The organism is Bacteroidota bacterium, from assembly GCA_013360915.1.
In the GTDB taxonomy this organism is placed as follows: domain Bacteria; phylum Bacteroidota; class JABWAT01; order JABWAT01; family JABWAT01; genus JABWAT01.
In genome coordinates this window covers 1-19,957 of sequence record JABWAT010000023.1, presented here as the reverse complement: position 1 = coordinate 19,957, position 19,957 = coordinate 1, and the positions used below count along the sequence as shown (strand labels likewise).

At 51.9% G+C, this 19,957-nt stretch carries 16 protein-coding genes; 8 read left to right on the top strand and 8 right to left on the bottom strand.

What is annotated here, in order from left to right; translation table 11 throughout:
- Positions 1 to 19: 19 nt before the first annotated feature.
- The 7 genes from hslU to aceE form a co-directional block, all read right to left on the bottom strand.
- Positions 20 to 1,405: an ATP-dependent protease ATPase subunit HslU gene (hslU, locus tag HUU10_14475; GenBank protein NUQ82808.1), complete on the bottom strand. Its 1,386-nt coding sequence runs from the start codon at positions 1,403 to 1,405 to the stop codon at positions 20 to 22.
- Positions 1,402 to 1,944, bottom strand: a complete 543-nt coding sequence (gene hslV, locus HUU10_14470; protein NUQ82807.1) for an ATP-dependent protease subunit HslV — start codon at positions 1,942 to 1,944, stop codon at positions 1,402 to 1,404. Before hslV ends, hslU begins: the two co-directional genes overlap by 4 nt.
- 10 nt (positions 1,945 to 1,954) lie before the next feature.
- Positions 1,955 to 3,448, bottom strand: a complete 1,494-nt coding sequence (gene rpoN, locus HUU10_14465; protein NUQ82806.1) for an RNA polymerase factor sigma-54 — start codon at positions 3,446 to 3,448, stop codon at positions 1,955 to 1,957.
- Positions 3,449 to 3,456: 8 nt separating this feature from the next.
- Positions 3,457 to 4,059: a DUF3109 family protein gene (locus HUU10_14460; GenBank protein ID NUQ82805.1), complete on the bottom strand. Its 603-nt coding sequence runs from the start codon at positions 4,057 to 4,059 to the stop codon at positions 3,457 to 3,459.
- A 67-nt stretch (positions 4,060 to 4,126) separates the two neighbouring features.
- On the bottom strand, positions 4,127 to 7,177 hold the full coding sequence (locus HUU10_14455) for a hypothetical protein (GenBank protein ID NUQ82804.1): 3,051 nt from the start codon (positions 7,175 to 7,177) through the stop codon (positions 4,127 to 4,129).
- A gap of 385 nt (positions 7,178 to 7,562) precedes the next feature.
- On the bottom strand, positions 7,563 to 9,194 hold the full coding sequence (locus tag HUU10_14450) for a dihydrolipoyllysine-residue acetyltransferase (protein ID NUQ82803.1): 1,632 nt from the start codon (positions 9,192 to 9,194) through the stop codon (positions 7,563 to 7,565).
- A gap of 20 nt (positions 9,195 to 9,214) precedes the next feature.
- The gene (gene aceE / locus HUU10_14445; GenBank protein NUQ82802.1) at positions 9,215 to 11,893 is read right to left on the bottom strand and encodes a pyruvate dehydrogenase (acetyl-transferring), homodimeric type; all 2,679 of its coding nucleotides are present in this window, start codon (positions 11,891 to 11,893) and stop codon (positions 9,215 to 9,217) included.
- A 182-nt stretch (positions 11,894 to 12,075) separates the two neighbouring features.
- On the opposite strand from aceE, the gene queF reads away from it, so the two are divergent.
- The 8 genes from queF (at position 12,076) to HUU10_14405 (ending at position 19,621) form a co-directional block, all read left to right on the top strand.
- Positions 12,076 to 12,498 carry an NADPH-dependent 7-cyano-7-deazaguanine reductase QueF gene (queF, locus tag HUU10_14440; GenBank protein NUQ82801.1) on the top strand — a complete coding sequence of 141 codons (423 nt, stop codon included), beginning with the start codon at positions 12,076 to 12,078 and terminating at the stop codon, positions 12,496 to 12,498.
- A 94-nt stretch (positions 12,499 to 12,592) separates the two neighbouring features.
- Positions 12,593 to 13,180: a polyisoprenoid-binding protein gene (locus tag HUU10_14435; protein ID NUQ82800.1), complete on the top strand. Its 588-nt coding sequence runs from the start codon at positions 12,593 to 12,595 to the stop codon at positions 13,178 to 13,180.
- A 3-nt stretch (positions 13,181 to 13,183) separates the two neighbouring features.
- On the top strand, positions 13,184 to 13,381 hold the full coding sequence (locus HUU10_14430; protein NUQ82799.1) for a CDGSH iron-sulfur domain-containing protein: 198 nt from the start codon (positions 13,184 to 13,186) through the stop codon (positions 13,379 to 13,381).
- Between the two features lie 20 nt (positions 13,382 to 13,401).
- Positions 13,402 to 13,860 carry a MarR family transcriptional regulator gene (locus tag HUU10_14425; GenBank protein ID NUQ82798.1) on the top strand — a complete coding sequence of 153 codons (459 nt, stop codon included), beginning with the start codon at positions 13,402 to 13,404 and terminating at the stop codon, positions 13,858 to 13,860.
- A gap of 4 nt (positions 13,861 to 13,864) precedes the next feature.
- A complete protein-coding gene (gene ygiD / locus HUU10_14420) occupies positions 13,865 to 14,641 on the top strand; it encodes a 4,5-DOPA dioxygenase extradiol (GenBank protein ID NUQ82797.1) in 777 nt (258 codons plus the stop codon).
- A 72-nt stretch (positions 14,642 to 14,713) separates the two neighbouring features.
- On the top strand, positions 14,714 to 16,051 hold the full coding sequence (locus tag HUU10_14415) for a hypothetical protein (protein NUQ82796.1): 1,338 nt from the start codon (positions 14,714 to 14,716) through the stop codon (positions 16,049 to 16,051).
- A 57-nt stretch (positions 16,052 to 16,108) separates the two neighbouring features.
- Positions 16,109 to 17,701 carry an FMN-binding glutamate synthase family protein gene (locus HUU10_14410; protein NUQ82795.1) on the top strand — a complete coding sequence of 531 codons (1,593 nt, stop codon included), beginning with the start codon at positions 16,109 to 16,111 and terminating at the stop codon, positions 17,699 to 17,701.
- Positions 17,702 to 18,145: 444 nt separating this feature from the next.
- The gene (locus HUU10_14405; GenBank protein ID NUQ82794.1) at positions 18,146 to 19,621 is read left to right on the top strand and encodes a hypothetical protein; all 1,476 of its coding nucleotides are present in this window, start codon (positions 18,146 to 18,148) and stop codon (positions 19,619 to 19,621) included.
- A 197-nt stretch (positions 19,622 to 19,818) separates the two neighbouring features.
- On the opposite strand, the gene HUU10_14400 is transcribed toward HUU10_14405, so the two are convergent.
- Positions 19,819 to 19,957, bottom strand: a 139-nt coding sequence (locus HUU10_14400) for a T9SS type A sorting domain-containing protein (protein NUQ82793.1), incomplete at its 5' end; no start/stop codon positions are given.

The window sequence follows — 19,957 nt, the reverse complement described above, 5'->3', positions numbered from 1 at the left end:
AATCAGGCTTCGGTTCCCGTCAAAGAATATACCGGCTCAGGTCGCGGTTTTTCACCAGTCCCGACAAACGCTGATCGACCAGGTTCCGATCTACCCGGATGCTCGGTTCGGTTATCTGATCGGGGACCATGAACATGATTTCCTCGAACAGGGTACTCAGAATGGTGTGTAACCGACGGGCTCCGATGTTTTCCACTTCCTGATTCACCTCGGTGGCAATTCGGGCAATTTCAGCAATGCCGTCTTCGGTAAACGTCAGATCGACTCCTTCGGTTTGAAGCAGAGCCTGGTATTGACGGGTCAGGGCATTGGCAGGTTGAGTCAGAATGGAAATGAAATCCTTTTCGGTCAGCGATTTCAGCTCCACCCGGATGGGAAACCGTCCCTGTAATTCTGGGATGAGATCGCTGGGTTTCGACATGTGAAACGCGCCCGAAGCAATGAACAAAATGTGATCGGTTTTCACCACCCCATACTTGGTCGATACCGAGGTGCCTTCCACAATGGGAAGCAGATCGCGCTGAACCCCCGAACGGGAAACATCGGGTCCGCCCGACTGTGACGAGGTGACGGCAATTTTATCGATCTCGTCAATAAAAATGATCCCATGGTTTTCGGTCAGGCGAACAGCTTCCTTCCTGATGGCATCCATGTCGATCAGCTTACCGGCTTCTTCGGCCTCGAGCACTTCGAGTGCCTCTTTTACATTCAGTTTCCGTTTTTTCTGTTTCTTCTGTCCGAGCGAATCAAATACATCCTGAATCTGCTTGTTCAGATCATCCAATCCGGACGCCCCGACCACCTGCATAAACGGCATCTGCTCGGGTTGAACGCTGATTTCAATTTCCCGATCGGCCAGACTGCCGGCCTTTAATTTTTCCCGGAATTTTTCGCGGGTTTTTTCATTCAGTTCCACATCGCTGTCTGTGACCGCAGGTGTGGACTGCTCAGCAGAAAACCACGATTCCTGACGGTTTCGCTGAACAGGCGGAATGAGAATATCGAGGACCTGTTCGAGCGCCATGATGCGGGCCTTTTCCCGGACCTCTTCCATGTGACGTGAACGGACCTGCGTAACGGCCAGTTCGACCAGATCCCGAACCATGCTTTCCACGTCTTTTCCCACGTAACCCACTTCGGTGAATTTGGTGGCCTCCACCTTGATAAAGGGAGCCTGGGTCAGCCGGGCCAGACGACGGGCGATTTCGGTTTTTCCCACACCGGTGGGTCCGATGAGAATGATGTTGTTCGGCATGATCTCTTCTCGCAGGTTTTCGGCCACCTGCTGACGGCGCCACCGGTTGCGCAGTGCAATGGCCACCGATCTTTTGGCCTGATCCTGTCCGATGATGTATTGATCCAGTTCGGCAACAATCTGCCGGGGAGTTAAAAACGGTTCGCTCATGTAAGTTCTAAAAGAGTAATGGTGGTATTGGTGTAAATGCAGATGTCGCCTGCAATCTTAAGGGATTCTTCGGCAATCTGCCGTGCAGTCAGGCTGGTGTGTTTCGAAAGGGCAATGGCTGCAGCCTGAGCATACGGTCCGCCCGATCCGATGGCCGCGAGCGACGTTTCCGGTTCAATCACATCACCGGTTCCGCTGATGATAAACATCTGCTCCCGGTTCATGACCAGAAGCAGGGCTTCCAGCCTGCGCAGATACCGGTCGGTGCGCCAGTCCTTCGCCAGTTCAACAGCAGCACGTCCCAGCTGACCATTGTACTGTTCCAGCTTGGCTTCGAACCGTTCAAACAACGTAAAGGCGTCACCGGCCGAACCGGCAAATCCGGCCAGAATGCTACCATTCATCATGGTTCTGACTTTGCGTGCATTCGACTTGGCCACGGTGGTTCCCATGGTCACCTGACCGTCGGAAGCGATGGCCGCCTGACCGTTGCGGATAATTCCCACCACAGTGGTGGAATGAATGGCGGGTACAGACATGGGGATCCTTTCAGATGGTTTTGCGCAGACGGGCCACAGGAATGTTCATGGATTCGCGGTATTTCGTCACCGTCCGGCGGGCAATGTTGTAGCCTTTTTCATTGAGCATGTCAGCAATTTTGTCATCACTGAGCGGCCGCTTTCCGTCTTCGGCCTGAATGATTTCTCTGATCCGCTCCTTCACTTCGCGGTTCGAAGCTTCTTCTCCCGATTCGGTTTCGATTCCCTCACTGAAAAAGTGCTTGAGTGAGTAAACACCGAACTCGGTCTGAACATACTTGCTGTTCACCACCCGGCTGACCGTTGAAATATCCATCCGGATCCGGTCGGCAATGTCCTTCAGAATCATCGGGCGCAATCCGGACCCGGTTTCAAAAAAGACCATTTGCTGTTCCACAATGGTCGACATGACCTTCAGCATGGTTTCGCGCCGCTGAATAATGGACTGACGGAAAAACTTGGCATCCTCAACCTTTTTCCGGATAAAGGAACGGGCCTGCTCATCCACCTGACCGAACCGGGCCATGATGGCGTATTTTTTGTTGATCCGAAGCGACGGAATCCCCCGGTCATTGAGCGAGATGCGGGCTTCTCCATCTTCGATTTCCACAAAAAAGTCGGGAGTGATATAATTCGACCCCGGAGACATTTCATCCTCACCCGGTTTGGGATTCAGACGCTGGATCAGTTCGAAGGCCAGTTTCAACTCATCCGGCTCGAGCTGAAGCATCCGCATGATGGCATCAAAATGCTTCCTTGTGAATTCATCATAACAATGGCGGAGAATGTCGGTGGCGTTTTCAGACGTTTCGGTTACTTCCATGTTTTCCAGCTGAACCAGAAGACATTCCTGCAAGTCGCGGGAGAGAAATCCGGGCGGGTCCAGATTCAGAATCTGTTTTCTCACTTTTTCCAGTTCGCCCGGGGTCACCAGAACGCCATAATTAAACACAAAATCGTCGGCCAGCTTGTCCGGCTCAATCCGCAAGTATCCATCGGGATCGGCACTTCCCAGCAGGTGTTCGGCTATCTTCATTTCCTTTTCGGAAAAGGACAACAGCCGGACCTGATCCCATAACCGGTCATGAAAGGTCACCGTCTGAACGGGTGTATAATCCGGCCGGTCCTCATCTTCACCGCCGCGCCCCATGGACTCATCGGTTTTAAATCCGTACAGATCGTCGGTCTGAATATAGTCTTCCCAGGAAAATTCATCGTCACCTGAAGAGGAGGGCGTGTCTGATTGTGGAAGAATGTCGTTCAGGGGATCGTCTGCAGGTGTTTCCTCTTTCATCGACTCCAGAACGGAATCGGCGGCATCCATCGGTTCATCGGCCGATTCTGCCTCGTTTTCGGGTCCTTCCTCCAGGGCCGGATTGATTTCGATCTCGGCTTTGATGGCCTGCTCCAGAGCAATCTGCGGCAACTGCAGCAACCGGATATACTGAATCTGCTGCGGAGACAGTTTTTGCTGAAGTTTTTGCTGCTGGGATAACTGAAGCATGGGGGCTTTTACCGGGTCTTTCTTTTTCGGGTATGCCGGCGGACGACGGCTTCGGTCATCCGGGAATATTCCTGATCGAGTATCTGATAGAACTCACTGCCAAAACGTCTGATGATTGCCTCTTTCAGAAACCGGTGGACCGGCACCGATTCACGCCTGCCACGTACAATGGCCGGCTTACAGTCCTCATTATCCACCACATTTAAGGCCTTCTGACCAAAGAAATCGCGAACTCTGATGGGGAACAGATGACAACTGACGGGTTTGCGGAAGGCAGACGGATTGCTTTGCCAGTGTTCCTCAATGGCACATTTGGCCACCCCATCACGAAAGACCACAAACACACATTCCTTTTCATTCACACAGGTAAGAACCGGAGTTCCCTCCCATTCCTCCCAAATGCCCTTCCGGTCAATCACTTCCAGTCCTTCTGGTCGCAGACCGGGACGTAAAACCGGTAACAGGGCTTCGATTTCATCGATTTCCTCGCGGGTAACCGGCGGTCCGGCCAGACCTTCCACACAACAAGCCCCCTTGCACTTTCCGAGATCGCAGGCAAATCGGGTGGTCAGAACGGAATCAGAAATAAGATAATTGTGAATACCTATCACGGTTTTATCTGCTTTTTTGGGTAAAATACAACCGGGAAGGGCCAGCCCACAAATTTCAAGCCAAGATTTAACGAGTCCGGTTCACCGGCAGGTAAACGTCGAAGGTTGTTCCCTTCCCTGGTTCCGACCGGACCTCTATCCGACCACCGTGAAGAACCACCAGATCATGGGCAATGGAAAGACCCAGTCCGGAAGAAAATTCACCACCGGTGGGAACCGAACCGAGCTTTTCGAACCGTTGAAACAACCGGCTCCGGACCTGATCAGGAATGCCAGGCCCTTCATCAGATACCGACAACGAAACCTCTTCCTCGGAGTGACTGATGCAGACCCGGATTTCAGAATCGCGGGGAGCGTATTTAATGGCATTGGAAAGGAGATTATCGACCACTTCTTCCAGAGCCTGGCGGTCCGCCATCAACTGGACCGGACCTGGAGTGGTCAGTGCAACACTCTGATTTTTTTTCTCACGGGCAATCCCATGCTGACTGATGATCGACTGCACACATTCCGTCAGGGAAAACTCCGAAAAAACCAATTTACGGTTTCCTGAATCAATGGCTTCCGATTCCAGCAAACCATTAACCACACGAAGCATCCGGGAAGCTGCCAGAATAATTTCATTCAGACGGTTCATTTCAGATGGGGATGTGGCCGATTTTTTCAGAATATCGGCATAACCGATGACGGCGGTCAGCGGATTCTTTAATTCATGTGAGGAAATGGCGAGCAGATCCGATTTCATCCGGTGAGCCTTGAGCAGTTCCTCATTTTTCCGGCTGATCTCCTTTGAGTGTTTATCAAGTTCTGCGGTTCGCTGACTCACCATTTCCTCTAGATGTGCCTGCCGCAAATGAATGGTTCTGAGCCGGAACCGGTGATATAACAGAAGCAATCCAATCAGGATAGTCAGACCAGCGGTGATCATGACACCCACAGCCATCGGGGACTGATACCACACGGATTTCAGGACCACAGAGACGCTGGCCGGCTGACTCCACAGACTGCCCGGACGCTGCGCACGGATCAGAATGGTCATGGTGCCCGGCTGTGGGTTACTGAATACAAGATAGCCCGGTGACTTAACCGGTTGCCACCCCTGTGGTGAACCTGCCTGCTTCATTTGGTACACCACAGGAACCCATGGATAAACCGGAGTGGCAAAATAGAGTTCGAGCGATTCCCCGGACCGGTAAGACCCATCTTCATCCGGGATTCCTTCAATTCTGGTCACCACAGGACGCGGTGTCTGCTTCAGATTGCCACCCAGCGGCGCCATAACGGCCTGTCTGGTCGATAGTACGATTACATGGTTATCCTCATCGCAAATCATCCCCTGGTTCAGAACCGGGATGGCCGGTAAACCCGAGGCTGTATTGAAGGAAATCCATTCCCCGCCCGACCAGACATGCAATCCCCGCTCCGACGCAGCCAGCAGATCACCGTTCCGGGTGGTATCCAGTGCTCTGACCACCAGCAGATCGCTGGGTTCTGCAGGAAACAGCCGGGAATAGCCACGTTCATTGCCCCGGAACAATCCATGATTGGTGGCGATAACCAGCGAATCCTCTCCGAAGGCCATGACATCATACACTTCAAGCACCGATCCTGACCCGGTCTGAACCGGTCCGCTGATGTTGTTGATCGTCCGGTTTTCGGGAGAGTAACGGTAAAGAAGGGTCCCGGGACCAGTTCCGCCAATCAGAACGGTTCCGTCTGGCTGGGGACGAATGGTGTTGACCGGAGAAACAATTCCTTCAGTCGGACCAAAGCGATCAACCTTCAGATCCTGTGTGATTCTGATCAGAAAACGATTGCGTTCATCGTATCCCCAGACCGATCCTTCCCGGTCGGTGGTCATAAACGTGAGACGGGACTGGAGAACCGCAGGCAACACCGACTGTCGTCCGTTGCGTCCGATCCGGACCAGTTCGGCATCCCGGTAACTGATCCAGAGATCCTCCCGCGAATACACCGCATCGAACATGTCTCGCTGGTCTGTATGCAACCGGATTCCTTCCGGGTGCTGTTTCAGTTGGGTGTACAGTCTGATTTCGTCAAAGGAAACAATGAGGAAACCACCCGATGATACCTTTCTGACGGCCCGGATGGTTTTTCCCGGCCGGGCCTCACTCAGCGGACGGAACAGTTTGCGGTAAAAAAGATGAACACCTTCATCCTGTGCCACCCAGATATGACCTTCATCGGATAGCCGGATGTCATTGATGATCACATCCGAAATTCCAGTCATTTTCTCGGCTGAAACCCGCTGATCCGTTTGCCTGATCCGGAAAAGACCTTCGGTGATGGTGCCTGCCCAGACCACCGAATCACCATCCGCTGCCATGGCATGTGCACTCGGAACATCGGCAATCAGAGCCGGTTTCCAACCGGGTACTGCCACCCGGGAAAGGTCAATTTCGAACACACCGGCCTTGGCACCAAACCACACCTTATTTCCCGGCCGACGGACGGCAGAATACGCCCGTTTGACTGGTTCACCGGTATCAAAAGGAATGTTTACAAATTGCTGGCCGTCAAACCGGAACAGATAACCGCTCCATGAAAGAGTAAGCAGGTTGCCATCTTCATCTTCAAAAAATGTGAAGGATCTCGAAAAACTGTCATTGTAAAACCGGTTGCTGATGGGGTAGCGGGTCAGGCTTTTTCCATCCCATCGGAGAATGGCATCCGACTCTCCCATCCAGATCACCCCATCTGATCCCTGGAAAAGGGTCTTGGCAAAGTGAAGCTTCCCGGGTTCCTGATCGGGGCTGCCGGGAATCAGAAGGGAAATGTCCGGACGCAATCCGTCAGTCCTGATCTGAGAAAGGCCCAGATCGGTGAGAACCAGCATCCCGTATCCTGAAGCATTCAGCAACGCCTTCACCTTCAGACTGGGTAGTGCATCATTGAAGGACTCGAATAGCTGGCCGTCAAAACGGGCCAATCCTGCATCGGTACCCGCCCAGAGAAATCCGGATGAATCGACCGCCACCGACTTTACAAAATTGGAAGGAAGGTTTTCTATAACGGTGTACCAGGCACTGCTCAGGGGTTGGGCCAGCGCCATCCGGGCAACGATCACAATCAGTGCGGTAAACAAAAGCCGTTTCATGTAAACAGTAAGATAGGAAACCTTCCCGGACAATTCACTCCGGACCCTGCGGGTTTTCCAGTGACGTGTGATGAGAAACGAGTTACAAGTGACAAGAAAAAAGACGGCAAAGAACAAAACCCGTCCTTTTGTTATTTCAAGAGTCGGTGCCCAGGCATCTCCCTGGAATTCTTAAAAAAATCAGTCAGCCGGTCACCATGGGGACCAGATCAGGAGGGACTCTGTTGAACAGTTGACCGGTGATTTGCCTGTGAGCCAACCCGGTTTTTATGTCAGGAACGGAACCACCTGCAGAGGAACCTGCAGGTGGAATCAGAGGGGAATTCAGCCACCCAAAAACCGGGTGGTTAAGAAGAGGAAAAAAAAAAGTGAACTTGCTGGCAGCTTATCCTTCTATCAGGATTTTCAGTGGCTGTTCCAGAGATTCACAGACCCAACGGAGAAAACGGGCGGCATCGGCCCCGTCAATAATCCGGTGATCGTAGGAAAGCGACAGCGGAAGCATCAGACGCGGCTCGAATGCAGATCCGTTCCAGACGGGTTCCATGGATCCGCGCGACACACCCAGAATGGCGACTTCGGGAGTATTCACGATTGGCGTGAAAGCCACCCCGCCGATTCCACCCAGATTGGTGATCGAGATACATCCGCCCTGCAAATCATCTGGAGTGATTTTCCGGGTCCGGGCCCGGTTGGCAATGTCATTCAGATCCTGTGAGATCTGAGTGATGTTTTTCTTATCGGTTCCCTTGATCACAGGTACCATCAGCCCATGTTCGGTGTCGACCGCAATGCCAATGTTGAAGTAAGATTTATAAATGATCTCCTTCGATGACATGTCGATGGATGCATTGAACTGCGGATATTTCTTCAAAGCAGACGTCAGTACTTTGACAAGAATGGCCGTCATGGTCAGTTTTCCGCCGGCTTTTTCCACTGAAGGCGAAAATTGCTTTCTCAGGGCTTCCAGTTGGGTAATATCGGCTTTATCATGCTGGGTCACGTGCGGAATGGTCATCCACGCATAACTGAGATGGTCGGCTGTTTTTGACCGGATGGTGGTCATGGCCTTTCGTTCAACCGATCCGAATCGGGTGAAATCGGGCAGCGTCTCTGCCTTGATGGAAAGACCACCGCTCTGCGCAGGTGCTGAACTCCGTTGCTGGTGCAGGGACTTCGACCAGGCCTTAACATCTTCAATGGAAATCCGCCCGCCCGGACCCGTGCCGGGGACCTGGTTGATATCCACGCCGATTTCACGGGCCAGACGACGAACCGAAGGGGCAGCTGGGGCTGGTGTTCCGGCTGGAACAGAGGCTGCTACCCGCGCCGGTGTGACCGGAGCCGAAACGACCGGGGTTGCCGGAGCGGCTGTTTTAGCAGCAGGCGCAGCTGGTGCAACAGGCACCGGGGCCGGAGCGGCTGCAGAGGCCTGAACGGTTTCCACAATCAGCAGCAACTGTCCGACCGACGGTTTGTCACCTTCCTTCACATGGACAGACAACACCTTCCCTGCAACCGGACTCGGAACTTCAATGGTGGCCTTGTCCGAACCGACTTCCAGAATTCCCTGATCGGTTGCCAGTGTATCACCAGGTTTTACCAGAATTTTCAGGATTTCAGCGCTGGAAATTCCATCTCCCAGATCGGGCAGGTGCACTTCTGTTTTTGCTGAAACCGAAGGTGCCGGAGTTGCAGCCGGGGCCGGTGCAGCGGCTGCAGGTGCTGCAGCAGGTGCTGCCGCGGGTGCCGGTGGAGCAGCAGCAGGTGCAGGCGCCGGCTCTCCTGCTTCAAGAACCAGAATCACATCGCCGGCGTGGGCCGCATCGCCTTCTTTCACACGCACTTCGGTAACCTTGCCAGCTACCGTGGAGGGTACTTCAATGGTGGCTTTATCCGATTCAATCTCGACCACCGGCGCATCAAGGGCAATCACATCACCAGCTTTCACATGCACTTTCAGAATGGTCGCCTTCGTGATTCCGTCGCCGAGTTCGGGCAGAATAAATGTCTTCATCTGTATGGGGTCCTTCCGTCTCAGGAAATCATCGGATTGAGTTTATCCGGGTGAATTTCCAACGCTTTGATGGCTTTGGAAACCTCGGTCATTTTCATCTTGCCTTCTTTGGCGAGACTGTACAGGGTGGCCACCACAATGTAACGGGCATCCACTTCAAAGAAATCACGCAGCGCTTCGCGGCTTTCACTGCGCCCGAATCCATCGGTGCCGAGCGAGGTGACCGGCTTCGGCAGCCATTTCGAAATCATATCCGGCATGAGTTTCAGATAGTCAGAAGCAGCCACAAAGACCGCATCATCCTTCCCTGAAAAGACCGTTTGCAGGTAAGGCACTTTTGGTTTATCTGAAGGATGAAGGAGGTTGTAGCGTTCAACGGTCAGGGCATCCTTCCGAAGTTCTTTGTAGCTGGTAACCGAATACACATCGCTGGCAACACCATATTTCGATGCCAGAATCTCCTGCGCTTTCAGCGTTTCATTCAGAATGGTTCCGCTGCCGAGCAGGTTGGCTTTCAGCGAAGATCCGCGGACCGCCTGCGATTTCAGTTTGTAAATCCCTTTCAGAATGCCTTCGGCCGATCCTTCAGGCATGGCCGGATGGGCATAGTTTTCATTCATGACCGTCAGATAGTAGAACAGGTTTTCCTGCTCTTCATACATGCGGCGGATTCCATCGCGGATGATCACCGCCAATTCGAAACTGTAGGTCGGATCATAGGTCATCAGTGTCGGAACCGGGTAAGCCAGCACGTGAGAGTGCCCATCCTGATGCTGGAGTCCCTCCCCGTTCAGGGTGGTCCGTCCGGCTGTTCCACCGATCAGAAACCCCTTGGTCTGCATATCGGCACCTGCCCAGACCAGATCCCCGATCCGCTGAAATCCGAACATGGAATAATAAATGAAAAACGGAATCATGTTCAGGCCGTGATTGGCATAAGACGTTCCGGCTGCAATGAAGGAGGACATACTGCCCGCTTCGGTGATGCCTTCCTCGAGAATCTGACCGTCTTTGACTTCGCGGTAATACAGCAGTTGATCGCGGTCAACCGGTTCATACATCTGCCCGACGTGCGAGTAAATCCCGATCTGCCGGAACAGCGCCTCCATACCAAACGTACGCGCTTCATCGGGAACAATCGGGACGATGAGCCGACCGATTTCCTTGTCGCGGAGCAGCTTGGTCAGGATACGCACAAACACCATGGTGGAAGACGCTTCCCGTCCTTCACTCGATGTATAAAACTCTTTAAAGACTTCTTCGGGGGGTGTTTTGATCGGACGGATATCCACCGTCCGGGCGGGAAGATGACCACCCAGCACCTGCCGGCGGTCGCGCAGATATTTCATTTCGGCCGAATCATCCTTCGGACGGAAGAAAGGGGCCTTTGACACTTCATCATCCGAAATCGGAATACCAAACCGTGACCGGAATTCCCTCAATTCATCTTCATTCAGCTTTTTCTGCTGGTGCGAGATGTTCTTTCCTTCCCCGCTCTCTCCCATGCCATACCCTTTGATGGTCTTGGCAAGAATGACCGTGGGCTGACCTTTGTGATTTACAGCCGCGTGCATGGCTGCATACACTTTTTCCAGATCATGCCCGCCGCGCGACATTTTCTTCAGTTGCTCATCCGACAGGTGCGCGACCATTTCGAGCAGTTCCGGATCGGTACCGAACAATTCCTTGCGGATGTAGGCACCCGATTCAACCGTGAATTTCTGGTACTGACCATCAACGATTTCGCCGAGACGCTTCACCAGCTTTCCATTGATGTCACGGGCCAGCAGGGCATCCCATTCCGATCCCCAGATCACCTTGATCACGTTCCAGCCGGCACCACGGAATGCCGCTTCCAGTTCCTGGATAATCTTTCCATTGCCCCGGACCGGACCGTCGAGCCGCTGCAGATTGCAGTTGATGACGAAAATGAGATTGTCGAGCTTTTCACGTGAAGCAAGGGTGATGGCGCCAAGCGTTTCGGGTTCATCGGTCTCACCGTCACCCAGGAAAGCCCACACTTTCTGATCGGAAGGAGCCTTCAGACCCCGGTCTTCCAGATACCGGTTGAACCGTGCCTGATAAATCGACATGATCGGCCCGAGACCCATGGAGACCGTTGGGAATTGCCAGAAATTTGGCATCAGCCAGGGATGCGGATAGGAAGAAAGACCTCCCTCGGGCGCCAGCTCACGACGGAAGTTTTCGAGTTGTTTTTCGGTCAGACGACCTTCGAGATAGGCGCGTGAATAGATACCCGGTGAGGCATGTCCCTGAAAAAAGATCATGTCGCCATCGTGACTGTCTGACTTTCCGCGGAAGAAGTGGTTAAAGGCCGTTTCATACAACGTGGCCGAAGAAGCAAAACTGGAAATATGGCCGCCGATCCCATCCTCGTTCCGGTTTGCCCGCACCACCATGGCCATGGCATTCCAGCGGATAATTGAAGCCAGACGGCTTTCCAGCTCGGCATCACCGGGGAAGGGGGGCTGTTTCTCGCGCGGAATGGTATTGATATATGGGGTGTTGGCTGTGAACGGGATTTGCACCCCGGACTGCCGTGACCGGATGTTGAGCAGTTTCAGAATTTCAATCACCCGCTCCGGTCCGCCATTCTGGAGGACATAGTCGAGAGATTGCATCCATTCGAGATTTTCTATCTCATTGATGTCGGTTGTCTGTACCGGATTATCAGCCATGAAAGGATCCTTTGATTCAAAACGTTACCGCATGCGGCAGCCCGAATTTGGGCCAAAAAGACTTAAAATTAGAAATTTTCTACGATTTAATCGACCTTTGGTCAGCTGAACTGAAACAAAAGAAACCATTCAGGGGTTTCATATCGCTTAAAAATGTAAGGATTAAAGGAACGAACCGAGCTATGAAGACAGTGGTTAAAGACCTGATGTACGGTGAAAAGGAAATCAAAGAGACCGTTCTCGAACTTTGGGAAAACCAGTTTAAAGACCGCAACTACCTTATCGAAATCGATTATCCTGAATTTACCTGCCTGTGTCCGCGGTCGGGCTACCCCGATTTTGCCAGGATATACATTAACTACATTCCCGATCAGCTGATTGTCGAACTGAAGGCGCTGAAACTCTGGCTGAACAACTTCCGGGACCGACATATCAGCCATGAAGCGGTCACCAACGAAATTTACAACGTGCTCAATGACCGGCTGAAACCCCGGTTTCTCGAAGTCATCGGCGACTTCAACGCCAGAGGAAACGTCACCACCATCGTCCGGTTAAGGTCCGATGGGAAGTACGAAACCACCAGCATCCGGGAGCGGCAGCGCTGAGATCGGGAACCAGGCTGTTTCATTTTTGCGTTCCGTGTTGCAACATTCAATTAAATATTGTATGTTGCAACATCTAATCAAAAAAGGAGCAACGATGAAACTGTCACTTACACTTGCCGCTCTGGTTCTGGCCGGATCGGTTTCTGCGCAATCCAACTGGAAGCTGGATGCCTCTCATTCAAACGTCACCTTTACCGTCACTCACTTGTTGGTCAGTGAAGTCGATGGCCGGTTCACCAGCTTTGACTCGAAACTGGTTGCTGATGTAAACGATTTCAGCACCGCGCGGGTCGAAACCGCCATCAAGTCTGCCTCGGTCAATACCGATAACACCAAACGGGATGAACACCTCCGCAGCGACGATTTCTTTAACGCTGAGCAGTTCCCCGAGATTAAATTTGTAAGTACCTCCTTTAAAAAGGTTGGCGAAAACAAGTATAAAGTAATCGGAAACCTCACCATCCGCGATGTGACCAAACAGGTCGAACTGGATGTGAAGTTTAACGGAACCATCAAGGATCCATGGGGTAACAACAAGGTTGCTTTCAAGGCTACCGGCGAAATCAACCGGTTTGATTTCAACCTGAAATGGAATAAACTGATCGAAAGTGGCGGAGCCGTTGTCGGTGAAACCGTTGGAATCACCATCAATGCGGCTTACGTCGAAGAAAAGAAGAGCTGATCCATGGCACGTGTCGTCGTCAAAACCGGTCAGCAACCGCAAAAAGTGGGTGAAGGAGATTCCGCAAAATGGATCTGCATGTGCGGACTGAGTGCCTCACAGCCCTTTTGCGATGGATCGCATAAGAAAACCCGTGACGAAGAACCCGACAAGGTTTACGTCTATCAGGCCGATGGATCCCGTACTGAGGTCCGGTCGTAGTCCAGGAAGGAAGACGCATGATGAGAACCATACATGATGAAATTCAACAGCAAACTTTTTCATCTTCCGGGCAGCGGGCGGTGGTGAATGTTCTGTTCACAGCCGGTTGGCTGCAGGATCGTCATGCGGATTTTCTGAAACCATTTGGTCTGTCGGTTCAGCAGTTTAATATTCTGCGGATACTGAGGGGTCAGCAACCCAAACCTGCATCGATCATGCTGCTGAAAGAGCGCATGATCGATAAAAATTCCGATGCATCCCGTCTGGTAGACCGGCTTTTTAAAAAAGGACTGGTCATCCGGCGGGAATGCCCGTCGGACCGGCGGCAGATGGATGTGACCATTTCTGAAGCAGGATTGTCTCTTCTGGCACAGATCGACCGGGAGAGCGATCAGATGAACCGGCTGATTCAGACGCTTACCGATGCCGAAGCCGATCAGCTTTCCTATCTGCTCGACAAACTTCGGTCGGAGGGCTGATCCCATGCGGATGCCTTCACTTTTCATCGGGCACGGCTCGCCCATGAATGCCCTTCACAATGAATCGGCCTATGCCCGCACACTCACAGAACTGGGACGATCTCTTCCCCGTCCGAAAGGAATCCTGATGGTGTCGGCCCACTGGCTGTCAACCGGTACTCAGGTCAGTTCGGCCGAGCATCCGGAAACCATTCATGATTTTTATGGATTTCCCCCCGCGCTTTATCAGGTCCGTTATCCGGCACCTGGTGCCCCGGAAGTGGCTTATCAGGTCAGTCTGGTAGTGAAGTCATGCGGAATCTGGGTAGATACCACCTACGGCCTTGATCACGGATCCTGGTCCGTTCTCCGGCATTTATATCCGCAGGCCGATATTCCTGTGACTCAGCTCAGTATCGATGTGAACAAATCACCGGCCGAACACTGGGTTCTTGCACGCGAACTGGCCATTCTCCGCGACCATGGTATCATGATCATGGGCAGCGGAAATATCGTCCACAATCTTCGGATGGCTGATTTCGGAAATCCGGATGCTGAGCCTGCCGGTTACACCCGACGGTACGATGAGAAAATCAGGCTCGCCATGGAGCAAAAGGACGAACAAACCCTTCTCGACTATCTCTCTGCAGACAATGACACCCGTCTGGCAGTGAATTCGGCTGAACATTACATTCCGCTGATTTATGTGATGGGCACGGCCCGGCCGGCCGAACCGGTCCGGACTGTCTATGAAGGATATGAGCACGCCTCCATTTCCATGCGCTCGGTGTGTATCGGCTGATTGGGTCACAAAACACCGATACACATCTGCCAACGGGTTGCCTGAGTCGCCTTCAATGACGACTTTCCGGGCATGCTCACCACGATACTTCTTTTTTTTTCACTTCAATCCGACTCGTTGCTTACGGCCCTCCTGACCCGGGCGGATTATTATTTTTACCTTCAGCCCGATTCCACCATTGCGATCAGCAGAAGAGCCATTGATCTGGCCGGGCGAACCGGAAATCAGAAAGCACTGGCCACAGCCCATAACTCGCTCGGATTTGGCTATCTTCAACTGGGGATGAACACGCTGGCCCATGATCAGTTTCTGAAGGCCTACCCCATTTACACCGGACTTGCAGATACCGGTGGTCTTTCACACACCGTCAATTACATTGCCAATGCCTTCCACAACCAGAAACGGTACCGGGAAGCATTGCGTTTTTTTCACGAGAGCCGTCGGCTGAATAAACTGGCCGGAATCACGCAGTTCAACGGTCGGGAATTGGGAAACATTGGCATCTGCTATCAGGAACTGGGTGTCCATGATTCAGCGCTACTGTTTATCCGCGCTGCAATTAATGATTACATTTCTGAACAAAGACCCGGTAACCAGGCCATCTTCGAGATTTATCTCGGTAAATCACTGGCTGCAACCGGTAAGGTGGATTCGGCCCTACAGATGACGGTTAAGGGACTGACAGGGCTGACACATGAACCGTCACGGCTGAAGTTCCGCGCCAAAGGTCATTTGCTTCTGGCCGGTATTTATCTGGAGAAAGGTCAGCTGACCTCTGCCTCACGTCACCTCGATTCAGCGGCAGCGGTCCTCTTTCCACGCCGGTTCCGGAATGAAATGCTGGACTGGTACCAGCTGGCATTGAAAAAGTCCGTGGCCGAAAAAAACTGGAAATCGGCTGTCTCATTTCAGACGCAGATTCAGGCACTTTCCGACTCGCTGCGCAATGACGATCTGGCCCGGCTGCAAAGCGAATTTCAGCATCAGCTCGATCTCAAACTCAGAGAAACGGAAATCCGCTATCTGACCACGCAGGCCGATATTCAGCGAAAAATTACCTTCTGGTTGGTCTCGGGTCTTATTCTGTTAAGTCTGCTTTCGGCCGGATTGGTTCTGCTCTTCATCCGAAACCGCCGTCAGAAACGCCTGCTTGCGCAGAGCAATGCGGAACTGATCGCGACGAACCAGCAACTGACCGAGGCCCTCGAAAATGTCAGGGAACTGAAGGGTCTGATTCCCATCTGTGCCAATTGCAAGAAAATCAGAGATGATTCGGGGTTCTGGAACCGGATCGAATCCTACCTGATGAAACACACCCATGCCGAATTCACACATGGCATCTGCCCGGCCTGCACCGAGCTGCTCTACGGCGACCTGACCCGTCACACCGATCCGCCGGATTCTCCGTAATCCTTTTCCATCATTGGATTTTGTCTTATCTTCTGCCGGAAAGACGGGAGATATCGCATGGCGCTCGACACCCTCATCAGCATACTCACCTTCACACTGGTTGCTCTGTTTGTACTGACCCCGCTTGTCCTGCTGGGGTTTGTGTATGTCCGCAACAAATTTCAGTCGGGTCATTCCATTTTGCGCCAGCATCCGATTCTCGGTGTGATGCGGTACGTGATCGAAAAACTCGGTCCGGAATTCCGTTTCTACATCACCGATTCTGACAACGAAGGAACCCCCTTCAGCCGGATGCATTTCACATCCATTGTCTTTGCTGCAAAATACTGTAAAACGGTGATCGGGTTCGGATCGAAGCGCGATTTCAGAGAACCTGGATTTTACCTGAACAATGCACTCTTTCCCCGTCAGATGGATGAAATGGCCATTGATAACCGGAAAACGTTCACCACCCACAAGTACGAAGTGGTGAGCGAGGGAATCTTTACCCGCAAACAGCGCCAGACCACCGTTGACCTTCGCCCCTGGATGTTAAGCGATGAAGACGCCATCATCTTCGGACCCAACCGGAAAAATCCCTACATCTCCAAAACCTGGTTCGGATGTTCGGCCATGAGTTACGGCTCACTGGGTGCACACGCCATCGAAGCCATCAACCGTGGAATTGCCATGACGGGCTCGGGATGGCATAACACCGGAGAAGGAGGCATATCGCCGTTTCATCTGAAAGGAGCCGATGTGATCGCCCAGCTTGGTTCGGGTAAATTCGGATTCCGTACACCCGACGGGGCCATCAGCTGGGATCTGGTTGCTGAAAAGGCGGCCATTCCGCAGGTGAAAATGTTCGAAATCAAACTTCATCAGGGTGCCAAAATCAAGGGCGGACATCTTGAAGGTGTGAAGGTTACTCCCGAGATCGCTGCCATCCGGGGAGTTCAGCCCTGGAAAACCATTTCATCCCCCAACCGCTTTTCCGATTTCAATTCGGTAGATGAATTGCTTGATTTCGTTTCGCGTTTTCAGGAGGTCTCTGGTAAGCCGGTTGGTGTCAAAGTGGTGATGGGATCCGATCTGTCCCTCGATGAACTGTGTTCAAGAATGAAAGCCCGGGGTGAAGGCCCCGATTTCATTACAGCGGATGGCGGAGAAGGCGGTTCGGGCGCCACCTATCAGGAAATGGCCGATTCCATGGGACTTCCCGTCTTTTCCGGATTGGTACTGGCGGATAATGCCCTGCAGGAAGCAGGTATCAGGGACCGGGTGAAACTGATCGCTTCAGGCAAGCTGCACAGTGCCGATCAGATCTGCATTGCCCTTGGACTGGGAGCCGATGCCGTCAACATTGCCCGCGGATTTATGATTGCAGTGGGTTGTATCATGACTGAAAAATGCCACACCGGCACCTGCCCGGTCGGGGTAGCCACGAACGATCCGAAATACATGAGTGCATTGGTCGTAGAAGAGAAGCAATACCGTGTGGCCAATTACATCACCACCATCCGGGCGGCGTGTTTCTCGCTTGCAGCCGCCTGCGGAGTTACCAGTCCGGTTCACCTCACCCGGCAGCATGTTGTGTATAAATACGGGGATTACCGGGTCGCCAGCGCCAGCACCTTATTCCGCAGTAATATTTCGTTGAAGCACGTTTAAACGCAAAGACAGCTAAGAATTCGCAAAGGACGCAGTGATTTAATTATTGAAAACCAAAAATCCTTTGCGTTCTCATGTATTTAACCTTGGCGCCTTTGCGTTGAAACACATTTAAACGCAAAGACAGCAAAGAATTCGCAAGGGGCGCTGAGGTTTTTGTACTGAAAACTAAAAAAACTTTGCGTCCTTCTGTATGTAACCTTTGCGTTCTCTGCGTTGAAACGTTCTTACCGCAGAGACAGCAGAGGAAAGCAAAGGGCGCTGAGGTTCTTGTATTGAAAACCAAAAAACTCTTTGCGTTCTCCTGTATGTAACCATTGCGCCTCTGCGTTGAAACGTATTGTACTATGCGTTAAAAGTATCACCCTTCACGGTGAAGCTGTTTGCATCCTTCCTGTTCCAGATTGATTTTTGCAGAAGTCTGAACCAGATCCCGGATTCTCCATGAAACTGCGACTTGTCCTGCTGATTCTTCTTTCCGCCTCAACCGGATTCGCTCAGGATATTACCTACTACAAAGCTTATGAATCTTTCCTTCCGAAGGATTTCATCACCAACATCAACCAGAAACAAGTGTTTCATGAACGTGTAAAACAGATCGGTTCCATCGATCCAACACTGGTTTACCTGTATATTGAGCGGTTTAACACCCGTGCAGATAACCGCATGGGATATGATGAAATGATCAATCTCGGGCTACGTGCCACGATCAGAAAGCGCCAGGAGTGGCTGAAAGCCGAACTGGAAGCTTTCGATAAGCACCCGGAAAGCCGGACAGAGGACAACCGGATGAAGGTCAGGGAAGTTATCGGCAAAATGATCTCCGCCACCCTTCCCGATTCAGGAAAAAGTAACATCGCTTTGCCCGCTACCCCGAAACTGGCTCCTCAGCGATATCACCTGGCCATTATTTACCTGAAAGGGATTTATGAGCCTTATTCAGAGTTGGTTAACTATGAAAACCAGTACCGGTATCTGGTGGAAGAAAAGGTCAGCAATCTGAATGCCAAAAGGGAAAAGTGGTTAACCTCGGGATCCGTATCCACCGATGACATGGTGAAATTGATGAAACCGATGGCGGATTTCTGGACAATGCTTCGCCCGTGGGAATATGGACAGTATTGGTATCCGATTGTGATCAATTCCTCCTGGTCCGGTGCCCGGGTGGAAGATAGCGGTCCCGGGGTGATTACCCGGATGGCACAGGCCCTCGAATCTTATTTGTATAGTGACACGATTGCGATATCCGGATTTGTGTCGGGCGGACTATCCACTCCGGTGGAATTTTCCCAAACCAGTAAAATGAGGGCCTATGGCCAGGACTACACTGTTGGTGCCGATCAGGGCTTTTATCCTTTCCGGCTGGGTGTTGGTGCCTCTTTTCAGTGGAAGGCACCTGAAGGTCAGATTACCTTGCCGTTTTCTGTTTTCAGGTTTCAGGCTTCAACTGGTTCGCAATCAGTCACAGAAATGGCCTACCACGGGAAATCAGCCGAAATCACAGAAAAGCCCATTTATGAATGGAACGACGAAATAATCACAGAGCAGAAACGATCAGGCTATAAAGTCGATTATGCGGTCACCAATTGGTCAATCAGCACGACTTTTGCTGGTTACGGATGGGCGATGGCTGATCTTGGTTTCCGGAAGGAGACCCTGACTTTAAAAAATTCATACCGTCATGAACTGATCCTGACCCATAACCGCTACAAATCGGATACCGGTTCATTGATTGCTTCATCGGTCTATGCATCCCAGGTGGATCGCCTGGAAGATCTTACCAGGACTCAGACTTTCCTCTACGTGGATCTGTATATGAAGACACCGTGGTACACCGAATTTCATGTTGAACTCAGCAAGAAGGAACCCGTGTTTTTCGCAGCGGCTGTGATTCCTCTGATTCCTTTTCCATTTTACTGAAGCGCGCTGACCCACCTGATGTGAATGCGCACGCAAAGAATTCCAAAACACGAACCTTTGCACCTCTGCATTGAAGCACATTTAAACGCAAAGACTGCGAAGACTTCGCAACGGTGCAGAGATTCTTGTATTAAAAACCAAAAAACTTGGCGTCCTTCTGTATGTACCCTTTGCGCCTTTGCGTTGAAACTGAATTTTTACTTCGTCAGCAACATCGACCGGGTAACCGTCTGATTCCCAGCCTGGATGCGGTAGATATAGACTCCGCTGCTCAGTCCGGCGGCGTTGAAGGACACCGATTTCTCACCAGCGGTTAATTTACCATTCACCAGTTCA

What these genes read in the sequence shown, in the direction of transcription:
- hslU (NUQ82808.1), bottom strand. Translation starts at nt 1,405, where the DNA reads ATGAGCGAACCGTTTTTAACTCCCCGGCAGATTGTTGCCGAACTGGAT.
- hslV (NUQ82807.1), bottom strand. Translation starts at nt 1,944, where the DNA reads ATGTCTGTACCCGCCATTCATTCCACCACTGTGGTGGGAATTATCCGC.
- rpoN (NUQ82806.1), bottom strand. Translation starts at nt 3,448, where the DNA reads ATGCTTCAGTTATCCCAGCAGCAAAAACTTCAGCAAAAACTGTCTCCG.
- HUU10_14455 (NUQ82804.1), bottom strand. Translation starts at nt 7,177, where the DNA reads ATGAAACGGCTTTTGTTTACCGCACTGATTGTGATCGTTGCCCGGATG.
- HUU10_14450 (NUQ82803.1), bottom strand. Translation starts at nt 9,194, where the DNA reads ATGAAGACATTTATTCTGCCCGAACTCGGCGACGGAATCACGAAGGCG.
- aceE (NUQ82802.1), bottom strand. Translation starts at nt 11,893, where the DNA reads ATGGCTGATAATCCGGTACAGACAACCGACATCAATGAGATAGAAAAT.
- queF (NUQ82801.1), top strand. Translation starts at nt 12,076, where the DNA reads ATGAAGACAGTGGTTAAAGACCTGATGTACGGTGAAAAGGAAATCAAA.
- HUU10_14435 (NUQ82800.1), top strand. Translation starts at nt 12,593, where the DNA reads ATGAAACTGTCACTTACACTTGCCGCTCTGGTTCTGGCCGGATCGGTT.
- HUU10_14430 (NUQ82799.1), top strand. Translation starts at nt 13,184, where the DNA reads ATGGCACGTGTCGTCGTCAAAACCGGTCAGCAACCGCAAAAAGTGGGT.
- HUU10_14425 (NUQ82798.1), top strand. Translation starts at nt 13,402, where the DNA reads ATGAGAACCATACATGATGAAATTCAACAGCAAACTTTTTCATCTTCC.
- ygiD (NUQ82797.1), top strand. Translation starts at nt 13,865, where the DNA reads ATGCGGATGCCTTCACTTTTCATCGGGCACGGCTCGCCCATGAATGCC.
- HUU10_14415 (NUQ82796.1), top strand. Translation starts at nt 14,714, where the DNA reads ATGCTCACCACGATACTTCTTTTTTTTTCACTTCAATCCGACTCGTTG.
- HUU10_14410 (NUQ82795.1), top strand. Translation starts at nt 16,109, where the DNA reads ATGGCGCTCGACACCCTCATCAGCATACTCACCTTCACACTGGTTGCT.
- HUU10_14405 (NUQ82794.1), top strand. Translation starts at nt 18,146, where the DNA reads ATGAAACTGCGACTTGTCCTGCTGATTCTTCTTTCCGCCTCAACCGGA.